Below are 17084 nucleotides of genomic sequence, written 5' to 3'. Positions count from 1 at the left end.
GATAATACCACAATGGCAACGAAGCGAGATTATTACGAGGTGTTGGATGTCGCCAAGACCGCCTCGGGTGATGAGATAAAGAAGGCCTACCGGAAGGTGGCCATCAAGTATCACCCCGACAAGAACCCCGACGACCCCTCCGCCGAGGACAAGTTCAAGGAAGCCGCCGAGGCCTACGAGGTTTTGTCGGATGAGCAGAAGCGCGCCCGCTACGACCGGTTTGGTCACCAGGGCGTGGGCGGTGCCGGTGGCGGCCAGAACATGGAGGACATCTTCTCCCAGTTCGGCGACATCTTCGGCGGGGGCGGCTTCGAAGGCTTCTTCGGGGGCGGACAGGGGCGCGGTGGCCGGCGCGTGAAGAAAGGCTCCAACCTGCGCATTAAGCTCAAGCTGGACCTGGAAGAAGTAGCCAACGGCGTTGAGAAGAAAATCAAGGTGAAGCGCTACGTGGCCTGCAACACCTGCTCGGGCACCGGCGCCAAAAACGGTACCGACCTGAAGGACTGCGGTACCTGCCACGGCCAGGGCCAGGTGAAGCGCGTGGTCAACACGATGCTGGGCCAGATGGTCAGCTCCTCGACCTGCCCCACCTGCAATGGGGAAGGCAAGATCGTGAGCAGCAAGTGCGACGTGTGCCACGGCGAAGGCCGGCAGCTGCACGAGGAGGTGATTCCCATCAATATCCCGGCCGGTGTGGCCGAGGGCATGCAGCTGAGCATGAACGGCAAGGGCAACTACCCCGAGCGGGGCGGTGTACCCGGCGACCTGCTCATCCAGATTGAGGAAGAGCCCCACGAACTGCTCAAGCGCGACGGCAACAACATCATGTTCGAGCAGTACATTTCCTTCGTGGATGCGGCCCTGGGCGCCAGCATCGAGGTGCCGACCATCGAAGGCAAGGTCAAAATCAAGGTGGACCCCGGTACCCAGCCCGGCAAGATCCTGCGTTTGCGCGGCAAGGGCATCAAGGACCTGAACGGCTACGGCCGCGGCGACCAGCTCATTCACCTCAGCGTCTGGACGCCCAAAAACGTGACGGGGGAGGAGCGGGAGCTGCTCGAAAAGCTGCGCAACGCCCAGAATTTCACTCCCAACCCCGGCAAGAACGAAAAGGGCTTCTTTGAGAAAGTGAAGGAGTATTTCCAGTAAGCCTGAGCCACAACCTCCGCCGGACTCTTTGGATTAAGCGGATCTTGTGACTAGATAGAGAAGCCCGTTCTCCAATTGTGGAGGGCGGGCTTTTTTGTGCAGTAGCCTGTTGTTAAAATTTTAACATTCTAAAAATAAACAACAAATGAATTTTTGATTTTGTTGTTTATTTTTAGAACAGCGAAAATTTAACAACAAAAACGAGGAGTGTACGTCGCCGCCCTAGGGCTGGGAAAATAATTTGTCATTGCCTGTAATGCTACGGTTGGGTAGTCGATATATAGGGTGTACTTCGGCCAGAACTTCCCTGCTGTGACTCCCGACCCCGTTAGCTCCGACTTTCTGAAGGTTATCAATGCCAACCAGGGCATTGTGCACCGCATGTGCCGGCTGTATTGCCAGGATGCCGAGGAGCGGCAGGACCTCTACCAGGAGATAGTGCTGCAACTGTGGCGGGCCTTTCCCAGCTACCAGCCCACGGCCAAAATCAGCACCTGGCTCTACCGCATTGCCCTGAACGTGGCCATCAGCACCCTACGGCAACGCACCCGGCGGCCTGCCCCCGAGCGTTTCGGACCAACGGTGCCGGAAATAGCCCAGCCCCCCGATACGGGCCCGGACGCCGACGACCTAACCGAGCTCTACCGGGCCATCGGGCGGCTTTCCGACGTGGAAAAGGCCTTTGTGCTGCTTTACCTGGAAGAGCGCACGTACGAGGAAATGGCCGATATCCTGGGCATTACCCAAAACAATGTGCGCGTGAAGATGCACCGCGTGCAAGACAAACTGCGCCAACTACTTACCCAGCCCCAGTATGGAACTTCATGACTTTCGTCGGCAATGGCAGCAGCAGCCCATGCCCGACGAGCCGGGCGTGGGCCCGGCCGCGCTCCACGACCTGCTTCGCCAACCCGGAGCGGGGCCCGTGGTACGGATGCAGCGCAACGCCCGCGCCGAGCTGCTTATGCTGGTCCTGTCTCTGGGCGTGAGCGTGGTAGGAGTTCTTTACAGCCGGGTTTCAGGGCTGCGGCCCTTCTGGCTGCTGCTGCTGGCTACCTGCCTGGCTATGGGGCCTTATTACTACGCTAAGCTCAGGATTCTGCGCCAACTGCAAGTTGGGACTAATCCGCTCCGCCACCACGTTGCCAGCCAGTTGGGCAGCTTGCGCGGCTTGCTGCGGCTCTACTATCGTATCACCATGCTGGTGCTGGTAGTAATGATAGGCTACCTGCTGTACTGGACCTACGAAAAAGCCCCTATGGTGTATCAGAGCCCCCAGCGGAGTCTCTGGCTGGGGCTAACGTTGCTGGTGTCCGCGCTGCTGACCCACTGGATTACGAAGTGGATGCTGCAGCGCCTCTACGGTCGTAACCTCGACCGTCTGGAAGCTGCTCTGCACGAGCTGCGGGATGAAAATGAGGTTTAGACAAGATTTGGCCTGTCAATACATAGTAAAGTTCCTACATTTAAGCACCACCACCTTACCTATTCCTTTTTTGCCGTGAGTACTATTCTACAAGCCATTGACGTGCGGAAGGCCTACGCCGCGCACACGGCCCTGAACGGGGTCAGCCTCGAGATTCCAACCGGCAGCATCTTCGGGCTGCTGGGCCCCAACGGCGCGGGCAAAACCTCTCTTATTCGTATCATCACCCAGATTACCGGCGCCGACTCGGGCGAAATCCGGTTTCGGGGTGAAAAGCTCAACCCCAGCCACATTGCCCAGATCGGCTATCTGCCCGAAGAGCGGGGTCTTTACAAGAAGATGCGCGTGGGCGAGCAGCTGCTGTACCTGGCTCGCCTCAAGGGCCTCAGCAAAGCCGACGCTACCGACCGGATCAAACAGTGGATTGACCGGCTGGACCTGCGCCCCTGGGTAAGCAAGAATGTGGAAGACCTCAGCAAAGGCATGCAGCAGAAGGTGCAGTTTATTGCCACCGTGCTACACGAGCCCAGCCTTATCATCCTCGACGAGCCCTTTTCCGGCTTCGACCCGATCAATGCCAACCTCATCAAAGACGAGATTCTGGCCTTGCGGGAGCGAGGCACGACGATCATCTTCTCAACTCACCGCATGGAGTCGGTCGAGGAGCTCTGCGACAATATTGCCCTCATCAACCGCTCCAACAAGGTGCTCGACGGGCCGGTGCGGCAAATCAGGGATGCTTTCAAAACGAACACCTACGAAGTAGAAGGCAAAGGCCGACTGATGGTGATTCACCCTGATTTTGAGGTGCTGGAACACAAAGAGCGCGAAAACGACCATTTCTACGACAGAATCCGCCTGCACAACGGCACTACCCCCAACGACCTGCTGCGCTACCTGATCGGCAACGTGGAAGTGCAGGCTTTCCGGGAGCTAATTCCCAGTATCAACGAAATCTTTATCCGGCGCGTGCAGGAAACCATGCCCGAAACCCTCGAAACCGCCAACGCTCTGCTCTAACCTATCATGGAAAAAATCTGGCTTATTATTCAGCGGGAGTATAACACGCGGGTCCGCAAAAAAAGCTTTCTGATCGTTTCGCTGCTGGCCCCGCTGCTGCTGGCCGCTACCTCGCTTATTATTGCCAAGCTCAACGCCCCGGGCTCGGCCGACGAGGTGGCCGTCTACGACGAGAGTGGCCTGGGCCTGATGGCGCGCCTAACCAGCACCGACGATACGCGTTTCGTACCCGCAACCGGATCTTCGTCTGCGGCGGCCACGGCGGCCTTCAAAAAATCAAAGCCCAAACAGGCCGCTCTGCTGGTTTTCTCGAAAGACTTCTCCCTCGATACGACCGAGGGCGTGCAGCTGCTGGCCAATGGCAACATGAGCCTGAAGCGTCAGGTTAACATTCGCAAGGCCGTTAATAAGGCGGTAGGAGAGCTCAAGCTGACCCGCTCGGGCCTCAACCAAACCACCATCGACAACCTCAAGGCCGATGTGAACCTGAAAGCCGTGGACCTGTCGCAGCAGGGTGGGCGGGAAAACAACGCGGGCCTGACGACGGCTACCGCCTACGCTCTGTCGATTCTGGTGTATATGTTCATCTTCATTTACGGCGTGCAGGTAATGCGCGGCGTGGCCGAAGAAAAGTCGAACCGTATCATGGAAGTCATGGTGTCGTCGGTGAAACCTTTCGAGTTGATGATGGGCAAGATTCTGGGCATTGGCGGGGTGGTGCTCACCCAGTTTGCCATCTGGCTGACGCTTTCCTACGCCGTGACCACCCTGGTGGGCCCGTTGCTGCTGAAGAACGACAAAGCCCCGGTTGCTACCACGGCCACGGTGAAAACCCAGCCCGCCGCCCCGGCTTCCGCCGCGGCCGCCGATACGGCACCCGCGGCGCCGGCCGACCAGCCCAGCACGCCGCCCAGTCTGTGGGGCGTGCTCGAGGGCCTGCCTATCGGCAGCATTCTGGGGGGCTTCCTGTTCTTTTTCCTGGGCGGCTACCTGCTCTACTCGTCCCTGTTTGCCGCCATCGGCGCGGCCGTCGACGACCAGACCGATGCCCAGCAGTTCATGTTTCCGGTCACGATTCCGCTTATCCTGAGTTATATAGCCAGCATCACGGTGGTTATCAACGGGGACCCCAATGGCCCGCTGGCGTTCTGGCTGTCCATGATTCCGCTTACTTCCCCCATTGCCATGGTGATGCGCCTGCCTTTTGGAGTGCCGCTCTGGCAGCTGCTGCTATCCGGGGTCTTTCTGATTGGGGGCTTTATTCTGGCCACCTGGATTGCGGGCCGTATCTACCGCGTCGGCATCCTGATGTACGGCAAGAAAGTAACCTACGGCGAACTGTCGCGCTGGATGTTCTACAAAGGCTAGGCTCCTACAAGCCAAGAATTTCACTGCGAAGCGCGAGCCGAGCCCATCCGGCCGCCGCGCCCGTCGTCCCGCTCTTTCCCCGAAAAGCCCTTTGCTACTTTGTGTAGTAAGGGGCTTTTTGTGTAACGCAACCTGTGGGCCTTCACTGCAAAAGCGGTTCTGATAAGGCGTGGCGCAACTGGCGCACAGGATGAAAGGCCGTGAGGCCGAACTTCGGGCTGGTAGCCCATCCTTCCCCGGCAACGACAATGGGCTTTTTACTTTTGGAAACGAATAGCTTCGTCTTCTGCTTTGTTTGCTTTCTATGACCAGATTAAAGTTTCTTCCGCTGCTACTTGCGCTGCTCAGCTTTCGCGCCGACGATAAGCCCGCCTACCGCCTGTTTGCCGGCTCGGGGAAAGTCAGCAGCTACGATAAAATGCTCCGGGAGCTAGCCACGGCCGACGTGGTGTTTTTCGGCGAGCAGCACAACGACCCCATTGCACACTGGCTGGAGCTGCAACTCACCAAGGACCTGCTGCGCCTGCGGCAGGGGCAACTGGTGCTGGGCCTGGAAATGTTTGAGCGCGACGTGCAGCCCCTGGTAGATGCCTACGCCACGGGCGAACTGACCGACAAGGCGTTTGAGGAGCAAAGCCGCCCCTGGCCTAATTACGGCACCGATTACAAGCCCATGCTGATGCTGGCCAAAGAGCAGAAGTTTCGGGTGGTGGGTACCAACGTGCCCCGGCGCTACGCCTCGCAGGTAGCCAAGGGCAGTCTGAGCGTGCTAGAGGCCTTGCCGACCACGGAAAAGGCCTGGCTGGCTCCTTTGCCCGTGACGGTTGACTACGAGTTGCCCGGCTATAAAAACATGGCCAAGATGTTTGGGGGCGACGCGGCCCACGCCGCCGGGGTGCAGAATATTATTCAGGCCCAGGCCCTCAAGGATGCCACCATGGCCCATTTTCTGAACCAGGCTCGTCCCGCCGGCCACCTGCTGCTGCATATCAACGGCAGCTACCACTCCGACAACCACGACGGAATTCTGGCCTATCTGCGCCAGGTGAATCCCACGCTCAAAGTGCGGACCATCAGCACCGTAAGTCAGGAGCAGCTGGGAAAGCTGGACCAGGAAAACGAGCAGAAGGCCGATTTTGTGCTGACCATTCCGCAGGATATGACCAAGACCTATTAGGCCAGCTCGGAGCGGCCCAGGCAGGCGGCGTCGTGTAGCTCGGCTACTTGCCGGGCCTCGGCAGCCACCTGCCCGCTGCCGTATTCACCGACCCAGTGGCACACCGAAAAAGGCTGGCTGAGTACCGCGTACTGTTTTTCCCACTGCTGCTGGGCAGCAAGCTGCTCGGCAGTGTCGTAGGGAAAGGGGTGCGGGGGGCGCTGAAAGCCAATACGCCAGGGCTTGGGCGTGAGCCGCGCCCGGTAGCAGTCCTGAGCCCGGCAGAGGCCCACGTAGGTTGTGTCGACGCGCAAGGCCGTGAAAACTTCCTGCGCTTCCGGGCTGGCCGGATCAATAAGCCGGTGGGTGACCAGCAGCCGAAAGCCCAGGCGGGTTCGGTAGAGGCGAAAGTTCCACTCGGGGTGTAACTGGAGCCAGGCCGCCAGCCGCAGTTGAATCTGCTCCTGCGGTACCAGGGCAAGGGCCGGCGGGCCCGCAGGAGCAAATAGCTTGCGGAAGAACTCCACCAGGGAAAACGGCTCCGTGGAAGGCAGCGGCCGCCGCAGATCAGCATCGTCTACGTCCAGGAGCATGACCCGGGGAGTATTCAGCACCACGCTGCCGTAGCGGTTGCGGGTCAGGGCGGCTAGTAGCTCGCCGTTAGGGGTAAGCAGGCGTTGCTCCACTTTTTCGCGCAGGGGAGCAGGGCCGGCGGGATAGTCGCCGCCCAGGGGCTCGGCCGCCAGCAGGCGGGCGTAGCGGCGTTGCAGCACTTGCTGGCCCGCGGCCTGGGCCGCCGCCAGGCTCTCGTCGCTGCCCGTATAGGCCGTTAGCAAAAAAGGACCCTGGGTTTCATTGCCAATAGCGAGGGTCGTGCGGGCCCAATAGGAGTAGATTTGCATCAGGGAGCGGGGAATGAGAGGCCAAGATAGAGGCCTGGCCGCCGTTTTTGCGTATGCGCAACACACCCCTGAATTCAACGTTTACCTTTGCCCGCATGATTTCCACGCAAAACCTTGCCGCCCTACCCGCCGAAATTGAGCTGCAGCGCGTCTGCAAAGCCCTGGCGGTGCTCGACGCTATTATTTCGCCCGAGGAAGAATACCGCTACCACACCTACGACGCCAGCTGGGGCGAAGGGGAGGAGATGTTCGAGATGAACGACGGCGAGGGGGACCAGATGCTGATTTTGTTTACGCCCGAAGGCGCTGTCATCAATGGCTACGCCGACGGCTTGCCGGAGGCCGACAAAGGCCCGTTGCGCGAGGCTTTGCCCGAGCCGTTTCACGAATTCATCTTCGGCGAACCGGTCAACTCTATCGGCACCACCTTCTGCCTCTGGACGGTGGACAATTCGCCCTGGCAAGTAGGCCCCGGCACGCCCGCCGAGGATGGTTCCGAGGATCTGCTGCCCATTCTCGACGGTCACCCCCGTACCTATATCGATTGGGCCCAGGACTATTTCGAGGAGGAGCGGTTTCCCAAGGATGGCCTGCTGCTGGGCACCGTAACCCAGCTCTACTACGGTGAAACGCTGACCAAGCCCATGGTGCAGGCTTTAGTTACAAACGTGGCCGACTGGGAGGCCTTGCGCCGGGACCTGGATGGGATTAACTACCCCTACGACTTCGACTAGGCTTGCTAGCCCAGCCAGAGGTACAACCCCGCTGCCGCCACGCCGCCCAGCAAGGGCCCCACGACCGGAATCCAGGCGTAGCTCCACTGGCTGGAGCCTTTGCCGCGTACCGGCAGCAGGGCATGGGCCAGGCGCGGAGCCAGGTCGCGGGCCGGGTTGATGCCGTAGCCGGTGGTGCCGCCCAGGCCCAGCCCGATAACCCACACCAGCAAGGCCACCGGTAGGGCGCCTACTGAGCCCAGGCCAACAGCGGCGTGGGTAGCCGTTATTTCGGCCCCGGTAATGTAGAGCACGGTAAACACCAGCACGGCCGTACCGATTAGCTCGTTGAACAGGTTGGACGCGTGGTTGCGAATGGCCGGACCGGTGCAGAAAACGGCCAGCTTCAGCAGGGGCTCTGGGGTCCGGTCGAAATGGTCCTGGTAGAGCAGCCACACCAGCGTTGAACCCAGAAGAGCGCCCAGAAACTGCGCCAACACGTAGTGAGGTACCAGAGCCCAGGCAAATTTTCCGGCTACGGCCAGGCCCAGCGTCACGGCCGGGTTGAGGTGGGCCCCGCTCACCGGGCCGGCCACCACCACGCCCACGTACACCGATAAGGCCCAGGCCGTAGTAATGACCAGCCAGCCGCTGCCGTGGCCCTTGGTATCCTGGAGTACGACGTTGGCCACGACGCCATTGCCTAGCGTCAGCAGGAGGGCCGTGCCAACTAGCTCGGCGGCGAATGGGGTCATGTACGGAAGGTGAATTGGGAAAACTTATTGGGTGGGTGCTTCGGACCAGGCTTGCAAAGCCCGCACGGCCCGCTGCCAGTTGGCGGTATGTACGGCAATGCTGGCTGGTTTGGCTTTCGGGCTAAAGGTAGTGTCTGCCTGCCCTAAGTGCTCCAGCTCGTCCACACTTTGCCAGTAGCCCACGGCCAAGCCGGCTAGATAGGCCGCCCCCAGCGCCGTGGTTTCGGTGATGCGGGGCCGGACTACTTGGGTATGGAGCACATCGGCCTGAAACTGCATTAGCAGCTGATTGGCCGAAGCCCCGCCGTCGACGCGCAACTCGGCAATGGTCAGGCCCGCGTCGGCTTCCATGGCTTTGAGCACGTCCATGGTTTGAAAGGCGATGGACTCGATGGCGGCCCGGGCAATGTGGGCGGCCGTTGTCGCGCGGCTCATGCCGAAGATGGTTCCCCGGGCATACGGGTCCCAGTAAGGGGCGCCCAGGCCGGCAAAAGCCGGCACGAAGTACACGCCCCCGGTATCACGCACCTGCTTGGCCAGCTTCTCGACTTCCGCCGAGGTGTTGATAATGCCCAGGTTGTCGCGCAGCCACTGCACCACGGCCCCGGCCATAAAAATGCTGCCCTCCAGCGCGTACTGCACCTGTCCGTTGAGCTGCCAGGCCACGGTGGTCAGCAGGTTATTCCGCGACACTTTGGCTTCAGGGCCAATAGTCATCAGCATAAAGCAGCCCGTGCCGTAGGTGTTCTTTACCATGCCCGGCCGGGTGCAGAGCTGCCCAAACAAGGCAGCCTGCTGGTCGCCGGCTATGCCCGCAATGGGAATTTTGGAGGCAAAGACGGTGGTTTTGGTTTCGCCATACACCTCGCTCGACTCGCGTACCTGCGGCAGCATGCTCGCCGGGATGTCGAATAGCCGCAGCAGCTCTTCATCCCACTGCAGGGAGTGAATGTTGAGCAGCATGGTGCGCGAGGCGTTGGTCACGTCCGTCACGTGCAGCTCGCCCTGGGTGAAATTCCAGATCAACCAGCTGTCGATGGTGCCCAGGGCAAGCTGGCCGGCCTCGGCCTTTTTGCGGGCCCCGCGCACGTTGTCCAGAATCCAGCGCACCTTGCTGGCCGAGAAGTAGGCGTCGAGCACCAGGCCGGTTTTCTGACGAATCAGCTCTTCGTGGCCTTCGGCCCGCAGCTGGTCGCAGTACTCGGCCGTGCGGCGGTCCTGCCACACAATGGCGTTGTAGATGGGCTTGCCCGTCTTGCGGTTCCAGACCACTACCGTTTCGCGCTGGTTGGTGATGCCCAGAGCGGCAATGCTTTTGCCGTTCTTGCCGGCCTTCACCGTGGCCTCGGCCGCTACCCCGGCCTGGGTCGACCAGATTTCCAGCGGGTCGTGCTCAACCCAGCCGGGCTTGGGAAAAATCTGGGTGAACTCCTTCTGGGCCTGGGCCACGATATGGCCTTTGCGGTCGAACAGGATGGCCCGGGAGCTGGTCGTGCCCTGGTCAAGCGCGAGAATGTACTGGGGTATAGGCATAGGGCAGCATCATAAGGTAGCAAAGGGTAGAATCAGTCCCTAGGGGGCTATTAAAAGCGGAATTGCGTCAATCAGGCTTCGGCGGCGGGCTGCTTAGCACGTAATGCTGGGCAAGCTGCTGAAATTCGGCGACCTGCTGCTGCTGCCACTGGGCATCCTTGCCCAACTCCCGGGCCAGCAGGGCCGCTACGGCCGGCGCCATACGCCGGGCGGCCCGGGCATCGAGAAACAGGGCCCGCACCCGGCGGGCCAGCACATCCTCCACGGTACGGGCCATTTCGTAGCGGGCCGCCCACACGACTTCGGCCCCGACAAACTCCAGCGCGGGGTCCAGCTTTTCGGCTAGCTCGGGCTGCTCGGCCATCAGGTGGCGCAAGGCGGTCTGGTCGGAGCCATATACGGCCAGGTGGCTACTGAAATCGGTGGTGGGCTGGGCGCCGTGAATAGGCAAGTTGGCCGTCTGGCTCGGGGCGGCAGGCAGCTTGCCCAAGGCAATTACCTTGTCGACCGTGTCTTGGCCCATGCGGCGGTACGTGGTCCATTTGCCCCCCGTAATGGTAACCAGACCAGCCGCCGACACCAGGATTTTATGACTGCGCGAAATTTCTTTGGTCTTGTCGGAGCCATTGGTCGGGGCGGCCAGAGGGCGTAAGCCGGCAAAGATGCTGAGCACGTCGCGGCGCTGCGGAGCCCGAACCAAGTACTGGCTGGCCGTGCGCAGAATAAAGCTTACTTCCTCCTCCAGCGCCTGCGGTTCCAGGCTGTTTTGGGCCAGGGGCGTATCGGTGGTGCCCACCACGAGGCGCCCGTGCCAGGGCACGGCAAACAGCACCCGCCCGTCCTCGGTTTTGGGAATCATCAGGGCGTCGGTGCCGGGCAGAAACGACTTGTCCAGCACCAGATGCACACCTTGGCTGGGCCGCACCAGCTTGCGGGTACCGGGCATATCGAGCTGCAGAATATCGTCCACGAAAATACCGGTGGCATTTACCACGGCCCGGGCCTGCACCTCGTACGCTTGGCCCGTTTCCCGGTCGAGGACCCGCACTCCCGCCAGCTGGCCGTGGGCATCCTTGAGCAGGCCGACTACTGCCATGTGGTTGAGCAGCGTACCGCCCAGCTCTACGGCCGTCTGGGCCAGGTTCACGGCCAAGCGGGCATCGTCGAACTGTCCGTCGTGGTAGAGCACCCCGCCGTTAAGGCCTTCCCGGCGAAGGTTGCCCAGCCGCTGCAGGGTTTCTTCTTTGCTCAGATGCTCGGAGGAGCCCAGGCTCAGCTTGCCGGCCAGCAGGTCGTAGAGCTTCAGGCCGATGGTGTAGAAGGGCCCGCCCCACCAGTCATAATTGGGGATAATGAAATCCTGGTTTTTAACCAGATGAGGGGCGTTTTGGAGCAATAGTCCCCGCTCGTACAGGGCCTCGCGCACCAGGGCCACGTCGCCCTGGGCCAGGTAGCGCACCCCGCCGTGCACGAGCTTGGTGCTGCGGCTGCTGGTGCCTTTGGCGTAGTCAATCTGCTCGAGCAGCAAGGTTTTGTAGCCCCGGCTCAGGCCGTCGAGGGCCACGCCCAGCCCGGTGGCCCCGCCGCCGATAACCACCAGGTCCCAGACGGGCTGGCGGGTAAGCTGCTGCAGTAGCGTTTCGCGGCGGAACGGGTGTTCGAGTGGATTTGGGCTCATAGGTTCTGCTTACTGGCAGCGGCCCAAATACGTTTGCCCACCGGCCGCAATGTTTTCGGTTGTAGCGTAGTCGCTGCCCGGCGGGTTCCCATATTCTTGCTGTTTGGGCGGCGGTTTCGACGTTTCCAGAGCTGAAATCCGGTATTTAGCTACCTTCCTGGCTTAAGCCCGCTACCATGCTCATCCGCGAAGCACAGCTCTCCGATATTCCGCAGCTTATGCAGGTGCGCCTGGCTGTGCGGGAAAACCGCCTCTCAGACCCTGCCCGGGTGCCGGCCGAGGCCTACGTCGACTACCTCACCCGCCGCGGCCGGGGCTGGGTGGCCGAAGAAGCGGGCCGCATCGTCGGTTTCGCCATTGCCGACGTGCAGGACCACAGCGTCTGGGCCCTGTTTCTCGACCCCGACTACGAAGGCCAGGGTATCGGCAAAACCCTGCACGACCAGCTCCTGACCTGGTATTTTCAGCAAACCACGCACCCCATCTGGCTTAGTACAGGTCCCGGCACCCGCGCCGAGGAATTCTACCGCCGCCGGGGTTGGCGGGAAACCGGCCGGACCAAAAGCGGGGAAGTACGGTTTGAGCGGACCGCCGGAGAGTAGCCGCTTCGGGGCTGCGTATCAGCTGCCCGGCTAGTGAGTAGCCCGGTTGAGGAGCCACGGAATTTGCCACCTGCATATTCTTGCACAATTAAGTTCTACCTGTACTCATTGCTCACTGTCCGCCCCCTCATGCCCAAGCTGCTTCTCCTCTGGCTTTTCCTTGGTCTAAGCTGCCTGAACCCCGTTCTCGCTCAGGCCCCGGCCGCTTTTACCGTTATTCCCCTGGGCGTAAAAGGCGGCCTGGTGGAAAGTAACTTGTCGGCTTACCTGGTGGCACCGGCCGGCTCGGCGGCCTATGCTTGTCTGGATGCGGGCAGCCTGTATACTGGGGTGGAAAAGGCCGTAGCCAACCGGCATCTGCCCGCGCCGGCCGGAGAGGCCATCCGGACCAACATCAAAGCCTATCTGCTTTCCCATGCTCACCTCGACCACGTTGCGGGCCTGCTGCTGAATGCCCCCGACGACGCGCCCAAAAGTATCTACGGCCTGGCCGGTTGCCTGAATACTGTCCAAAACGATTATTTCAACTGGCGGGCGTGGCCAAATTTCGGCAGTGGCGGCCCGGCGCCGGCCCTGCGTAAGTATCAGCTACGGGAGCTGCCACTCCGGCAGGAGGTGGCCGTCGAAAACACCGGCCTGAGCGTGAGGGCCTTTGCCCTGAGCCACGGTAAGCCTTACCAGAGTGCCGCGTTTTTGCTCCGCACCAACAACAGCTACCTGCTGTACCTCGGCGACACCGGGGCCGACCGAGTGGAGCAAACCATCCACCTGCGCGAGCTGTGGCAAACGGTGGCGCCCTTGCTGCGGGCCGGGCAGCTGCGGGCTGTTTTCATCGAGGCGTCGTATCCTGATTCCCAGCCCGTGTCCCAGCTGTTTGGCCACCTGACGCCTGCTTTGCTGCTGGAGGAAATGGCTGCTTTGGGTTCATTGGCCGGCAAGGAAGCCCTGCGCAATCTGCCGGTGGTCGTCACGCACCTGAAACCCTCTCCCGGCCATGAGGAGGTAATCCGGCGGCAACTGCGGGAGGCCAACCACTTGCAGCTACGGCTTATTTTTCCGGAGCAAGGGCAGCTGCTTACCTTTTAGCCAAACCTGTAATCTTCTCGGAGCATGAGCACCATCATCACCCGCATCTGGCACGGCACTACTGCCGCCCACCACGCCGAAGCCTACCTGGAATACTTGCAGCAGTCGGGCCTGGCCGATTACAAGCGCACGCCCGGTAACCTGGGCGTGCAGGTCCTGCGCCGGGTAGAAGGCGACATCTGCCATTTCTGGACCGTTACCCGCTGGGAAAGCTACGCCAGTATCCGGCAGTTTGCCGGGGACGACTACACCAAGGCTCGCTATTACCCCGACGACGCGAACTACCTGCTCAGTTTTGAGCCCGACGTGCTGCACTGCGAGACGTTTGAATACTGAGCCCAGCGCAACATTTTCCACCGGCCACAAGGCAAATAGATAAGTGTGCGGCCGGGCCCGGGCGGTAAAATGCAGGAACTGGTCGGTGGCTGCCGGGGAAGCTATAACTTGCGGAGATTATTCAGCTGCGTTGCCCGCCGATGACGGTAGGCTGCCAGGGTATCCAACCGAGTTATTACTCTTCACTCTCTGCGCCAGATGCGGAAACAACTTACCAAGCCGGGGCAACTGCTCCGAATCACGACCTGGCTCTGCGCCGGTACTTTGCTCGGGCTGGCGGCCTGCTCGTCTCCCTCAGGCTCAGCCTCGGCGCCGGCCCAGCTCGAAGGCCCCACCAACTCGCTGCACTCACCCGGCGGCAAGCTTACGCTGCGTTTCGGGCTAGGGGCCGACGGAGTGCCGGCCTACCAGCTGTTTTTCGGCAATAAGCCCGTGGTGCAACCCAGCCGCCTGGGGTTAGTCCTGCAAAACCAGCCCGGCCTGGACAAGGGCTTTACCGTTGCCCGCGTCGACTCCAGCCAGCACGACGACACCTGGAGCCCGGTGTGGGGCGAGGTGAAAAGCGTCCGCAACCGCTACAAGGAGCTGGCCGTCACGCTCACCCAGGCCGCTAAGGACGACCAAAAGGAACGGCAACTCGTCGTGCGCTTCCGCCTCTACGACGACGGCGTGGGCTTCCGCTACGAATTCCCGGCCCAGCCCGGCCTGACCTATTTCACCGTCCAGGACGAAGTCACCGAATTTAACCTGCCCGCCAACCACAAGGCCTTCTGGATTCCGGGCGACTACGACTCCAACGAGTACACCTACACCACCTCCCGCCTGAGCGAGGTCGATACGGCGCCCATCGAGGTGATTCAGCAGAAGGCCGAGCCCCACACGGTGCAGACGCCGCTGATGCTTAAGTCGGACGACGGGCTGTACATCAACATCCACGAGGCGGCTTTGGTCAACTACCCGGCCATGATGCTCAACGTGGATACCAAGGGCTTCGGCCTGCGCAGCCAGCTCGTGCCCGACGCCACCGGCACCGGGGCCAAAGCGTATTTGCAGGCTCCCGAGCACACGCCCTGGCGCACGATTATCGTCAGCAACAAGGCCCCGGAGGTGCTGGCTTCCAAGTTGATTTTGAACCTGAACGAGCCGACCCAGCTGACGAATACCGCCTGGATCAAGCCCCAGAAATTCGTGGGGGTGTGGTGGGAAATGCACGTCAACAAAGCCAGCTGGAACTACGCCGACACGAGCAACATCAAGCTGGCCGGTACCGACTGGACCAAGCTCAAGCCCAACGGCCGGCACGGGGCCAATACCGCCAACGTGAAGCGCTACATCGACTTTGCCGCTAAACATGGGCTGCAGAGCGTGCTCGTGGAAGGCTGGAATGTGGGCTGGGAAGACTGGGCCGGCAACTGGAAAGAAGAGGTATTCGACTTCGTGACGCCCTACCCCGACTTCAACGTGACCGAGCTGCAGCAGTACGCCCAGAGCAAGGGCGTCAAGCTCATTATGCACCACGAAACCAGCTCCTCGGTTACCAACTACGAGCGGCGGCAGGATGAGGCCCTGCGCTTCATGAAAGACCACGGCTACGACGCGGTGAAAACCGGCTACGTGGGCCGCATCATCCCGCGCGGGGAGCACCACGACGGGCAGTGGATGGTGAACCACTACAACCGCACCGCCGACCACATGGCCCGCCAGCAGATCATGGTCGACATGCACGAGTCGGTGCGCCCTACGGGGTTGCACCGCACCTATCCCAACTGGCTGGCCTCGGAGGCGGCCCGCGGCAACGAGTTCAACGCCTGGAGCAGCGGCAACCCGCCCGAGCACGAAACCATCCTGCCCTTCACCCGCCTTATCGGTGGCCCGATGGACTACACCCCCGGCATCTTCCAAATTCAGCTCGAAAGCTGGAACCCGGAGCGCAATAAGGGCAAGCAGGTGCACACCACCCTGGCCAAGCAGCTGGCTCTGTACGTGACGATGTACTCGCCCCTGCAAATGGCCGCCGACCTGCCCGAAGCCTACGAAAAGCACCCCGACGCCTTCCAATTCATCAAGGACGTGCCCGTCGACTGGGACGATACCCGCATCCTGCTGGCCGAGCCCGGCGAGTTTATCACCACGGCCCGCAAAGCCAAGGGCAAAGACGAGTGGTATGTGGGCTCCATTACCGACGAAAACGCCCGGCCACAAACCGTCAAGCTTGACTTCCTCACGCCCGGCCAGCCGTACGAGGCCACCATCTACGCCGACGGCAGCGGCGCCAGCTGGGACAAGAACCCGCAGGCCTACCAGATCCGCAAGCAGCCCGTGACCAGCACCAGCACCCTACAGTTGCAGCTGGCCCCCGGCGGCGGAGCAGCGGTGAGCATCAAGCCGGTGGGGAAGTAGGACCTCCTGAACCTGCTAAGATTGTCATGCTGGGCCCCGCGAAGCATCTCTATCCTTTTGTTGGAATGGCCTTGAAGTACCACCGCAATAAAAGTGTTTCGCGCGGCTCAGCATAACAGCCTTACTTAAGCCAAAAAGCCCTAACCACATGGCGTTATTCTTACCAAAATTTTCTAAAGCGTTCGGGCTATAAGCCGGAATGCTTTTCTCAGTATTGCTGGTGGTTTCTCAGAAAACAGAAGCTATGCCACGTTGAGCGGCATACCGTTTATGTTCACGTAAACCACCGTTTGCATGAACGAAAAGCCGCAGCACTAGCCAATGCCTATGGCTTAATATTGCATGACATTATTATGCCAGCGTTGTTCGGACAAGATGCTCTTACTCGCTTTTCATGCACCGACTGCTCAACCAATACGGACTACTGTTGCTGCTCAATGGGGGATTAGCCTTAATATTTTTGCTGCAGTTGCCCGAAAGCTGGCGCATCACGCGCGTAGTAGAGCAAGGACGTGTGGTGCCAGTTGAGGTGATTCATGGGTCAACGGTACGCCTCGGCAATCGCGCGCAATCCTACCTAGATTTTCGCTATGCCGGGCGCAGCCACTCAGTGCGCGTCTCACACGCCTTGCGCCAACGGGTGAAGGGTGCACCTACCATCGACTTGCTGCACCTGCCAGAGTATCCGGACTTGTTCCTGCCCCCGGATTACAACGACCAGTCCCAATCTAACTCCTTATATGGGCTGCTGGTAATGTTTCTGGGCTTCGCAGGGTACTGCCTATTCATGCTAATCAAGAAAAGGTCAGATTGAGGCTCGTTTCAGCATAAGCACCGATTTCCTAAACTACCCTCAAGCGAGAAGGCTTCACTGTCTCTAGATTGGGGTCTCTTCTACTTCCGTGAGGATAACCAAGCTGTGGGCTCTCTTCTGTTTCGTCATTTGTGGCGGGCTTCCGT

Annotated in this window: 16 protein-coding genes; 12 read left to right on the top strand and 4 right to left on the bottom strand. The window is 60.7% G+C overall.

Annotated elements, in window-relative coordinates; genetic code table 11:
* The first annotated feature begins 12 nt into the window (after positions 1–12).
* The 6 genes from dnaJ to E5K02_RS18515 all read left to right on the top strand — a co-directional run bounded on the left by dnaJ (position 13) and on the right by E5K02_RS18515 (position 6140).
* On the top strand, positions 13–1149 hold the full coding sequence (gene dnaJ, locus E5K02_RS18540; RefSeq protein WP_135396727.1) for a molecular chaperone DnaJ: 1137 nt from the start codon (positions 13–15) through the stop codon (positions 1147–1149).
* 312 nt (positions 1150–1461) lie between these two features.
* The gene (locus E5K02_RS18535; protein ID WP_240737358.1) at positions 1462–1977 is read left to right on the top strand and encodes an RNA polymerase sigma factor; all 516 of its coding nucleotides are present in this window, start codon (positions 1462–1464) and stop codon (positions 1975–1977) included.
* Positions 1964–2575, top strand: a complete 612-nt coding sequence (locus tag E5K02_RS18530; protein ID WP_135396726.1) for a hypothetical protein — start codon at positions 1964–1966, stop codon at positions 2573–2575. Before E5K02_RS18535 ends, E5K02_RS18530 begins: the two co-directional genes overlap by 14 nt.
* A gap of 75 nt (positions 2576–2650) precedes the next feature.
* A complete protein-coding gene (locus E5K02_RS18525; protein WP_135396725.1) occupies positions 2651–3595 on the top strand; it encodes an ABC transporter ATP-binding protein in 945 nt (314 codons plus the stop codon).
* A 6-nt stretch (positions 3596–3601) separates the two neighbouring features.
* Entirely contained in the window at positions 3602–4963 is a 1362-nt protein-coding gene (locus E5K02_RS18520; RefSeq protein WP_135396724.1) for an ABC transporter permease, read from the top strand.
* A 304-nt stretch (positions 4964–5267) separates the two neighbouring features.
* On the top strand, positions 5268–6140 hold the full coding sequence (locus tag E5K02_RS18515) for a ChaN family lipoprotein (protein WP_135396723.1): 873 nt from the start codon (positions 5268–5270) through the stop codon (positions 6138–6140).
* Here E5K02_RS18515 and E5K02_RS18510 read toward each other — a convergent pair.
* A complete protein-coding gene (locus E5K02_RS18510; RefSeq protein ID WP_135396722.1) occupies positions 6137–7021 on the bottom strand; it encodes a hypothetical protein in 885 nt (294 codons plus the stop codon). The genes E5K02_RS18515 and E5K02_RS18510 overlap by 4 nt on opposite strands.
* A gap of 95 nt (positions 7022–7116) precedes the next feature.
* On the opposite strand from E5K02_RS18510, the gene E5K02_RS18505 reads away from it, so the two are divergent.
* Positions 7117–7755, top strand: a complete 639-nt coding sequence (locus E5K02_RS18505) for a hypothetical protein (RefSeq protein ID WP_135396721.1) — start codon at positions 7117–7119, stop codon at positions 7753–7755.
* 5 nt (positions 7756–7760) lie between these two features.
* On the opposite strand, the gene E5K02_RS18500 is transcribed toward E5K02_RS18505, so the two are convergent.
* From E5K02_RS18500 to E5K02_RS18490, 3 genes are all read right to left on the bottom strand, one after another.
* Positions 7761–8489: an MIP/aquaporin family protein gene (locus tag E5K02_RS18500; RefSeq protein ID WP_135396720.1), complete on the bottom strand. Its 729-nt coding sequence runs from the start codon at positions 8487–8489 to the stop codon at positions 7761–7763.
* 24 nt (positions 8490–8513) lie between these two features.
* On the bottom strand, positions 8514–10022 hold the full coding sequence (gene glpK, locus E5K02_RS18495; RefSeq protein ID WP_135396719.1) for a glycerol kinase GlpK: 1509 nt from the start codon (positions 10020–10022) through the stop codon (positions 8514–8516).
* 67 nt (positions 10023–10089) lie between these two features.
* Positions 10090–11700 carry a glycerol-3-phosphate dehydrogenase/oxidase gene (locus E5K02_RS18490; RefSeq protein WP_135396718.1) on the bottom strand — a complete coding sequence of 537 codons (1611 nt, stop codon included), beginning with the start codon at positions 11698–11700 and terminating at the stop codon, positions 10090–10092.
* 176 nt (positions 11701–11876) lie between these two features.
* Between E5K02_RS18490 and E5K02_RS18485 the strand changes: the two genes are divergently transcribed.
* From E5K02_RS18485 to E5K02_RS18465, 5 genes are all read left to right on the top strand, one after another.
* Positions 11877–12302, top strand: a complete 426-nt coding sequence (locus E5K02_RS18485) for a GNAT family N-acetyltransferase (protein WP_135396717.1) — start codon at positions 11877–11879, stop codon at positions 12300–12302.
* A 129-nt stretch (positions 12303–12431) separates the two neighbouring features.
* On the top strand, positions 12432–13388 hold the full coding sequence (locus tag E5K02_RS18480; protein WP_135396716.1) for an MBL fold metallo-hydrolase: 957 nt from the start codon (positions 12432–12434) through the stop codon (positions 13386–13388).
* A 24-nt stretch (positions 13389–13412) separates the two neighbouring features.
* Entirely contained in the window at positions 13413–13724 is a 312-nt protein-coding gene (locus E5K02_RS18475; protein WP_206025988.1) for an antibiotic biosynthesis monooxygenase family protein, read from the top strand.
* A gap of 198 nt (positions 13725–13922) precedes the next feature.
* A complete protein-coding gene (locus E5K02_RS18470; protein ID WP_135396715.1) occupies positions 13923–16124 on the top strand; it encodes a glycoside hydrolase family 97 protein in 2202 nt (733 codons plus the stop codon).
* A gap of 394 nt (positions 16125–16518) precedes the next feature.
* Positions 16519–16938 carry a hypothetical protein gene (locus tag E5K02_RS18465; protein WP_135396714.1) on the top strand — a complete coding sequence of 140 codons (420 nt, stop codon included), beginning with the start codon at positions 16519–16521 and terminating at the stop codon, positions 16936–16938.
* Positions 16939–17084: the final 146 nt, after the last annotated feature.

This window comes from Hymenobacter metallicola, assembly GCF_004745645.1.
GTDB lineage: Bacteria > Bacteroidota > Bacteroidia > Cytophagales > Hymenobacteraceae > Hymenobacter > Hymenobacter metallicola.
Note: the sequence above shows the minus strand (reverse complement) of the source record. Positions and strands in the feature narration are given on the sequence as shown.

Coding starts and splice junctions, on each gene's coding strand:
- dnaJ (WP_135396727.1), top strand. CDS start 13: ATGGCAACGAAGCGAGATTATTACGAGGTGTTGGATGTCGCCAAGACC.
- E5K02_RS18530 (WP_135396726.1), top strand. CDS start 1,964: ATGGAACTTCATGACTTTCGTCGGCAATGGCAGCAGCAGCCCATGCCC.
- E5K02_RS18520 (WP_135396724.1), top strand. CDS start 3,602: ATGGAAAAAATCTGGCTTATTATTCAGCGGGAGTATAACACGCGGGTC.
- E5K02_RS18515 (WP_135396723.1), top strand. CDS start 5,268: ATGACCAGATTAAAGTTTCTTCCGCTGCTACTTGCGCTGCTCAGCTTT.
- E5K02_RS18510 (WP_135396722.1), bottom strand. CDS start 7,021: ATGCAAATCTACTCCTATTGGGCCCGCACGACCCTCGCTATTGGCAAT.
- E5K02_RS18505 (WP_135396721.1), top strand. CDS start 7,117: ATGATTTCCACGCAAAACCTTGCCGCCCTACCCGCCGAAATTGAGCTG.
- E5K02_RS18500 (WP_135396720.1), bottom strand. CDS start 8,489: ATGACCCCATTCGCCGCCGAGCTAGTTGGCACGGCCCTCCTGCTGACG.
- glpK (WP_135396719.1), bottom strand. CDS start 10,022: ATGCCTATACCCCAGTACATTCTCGCGCTTGACCAGGGCACGACCAGC.
- E5K02_RS18490 (WP_135396718.1), bottom strand. CDS start 11,700: ATGAGCCCAAATCCACTCGAACACCCGTTCCGCCGCGAAACGCTACTG.
- E5K02_RS18485 (WP_135396717.1), top strand. CDS start 11,877: ATGCTCATCCGCGAAGCACAGCTCTCCGATATTCCGCAGCTTATGCAG.
- E5K02_RS18480 (WP_135396716.1), top strand. CDS start 12,432: ATGCCCAAGCTGCTTCTCCTCTGGCTTTTCCTTGGTCTAAGCTGCCTG.
- E5K02_RS18475 (WP_206025988.1), top strand. CDS start 13,413: ATGAGCACCATCATCACCCGCATCTGGCACGGCACTACTGCCGCCCAC.
- E5K02_RS18470 (WP_135396715.1), top strand. CDS start 13,923: ATGCGGAAACAACTTACCAAGCCGGGGCAACTGCTCCGAATCACGACC.
- E5K02_RS18465 (WP_135396714.1), top strand. CDS start 16,519: ATGCACCGACTGCTCAACCAATACGGACTACTGTTGCTGCTCAATGGG.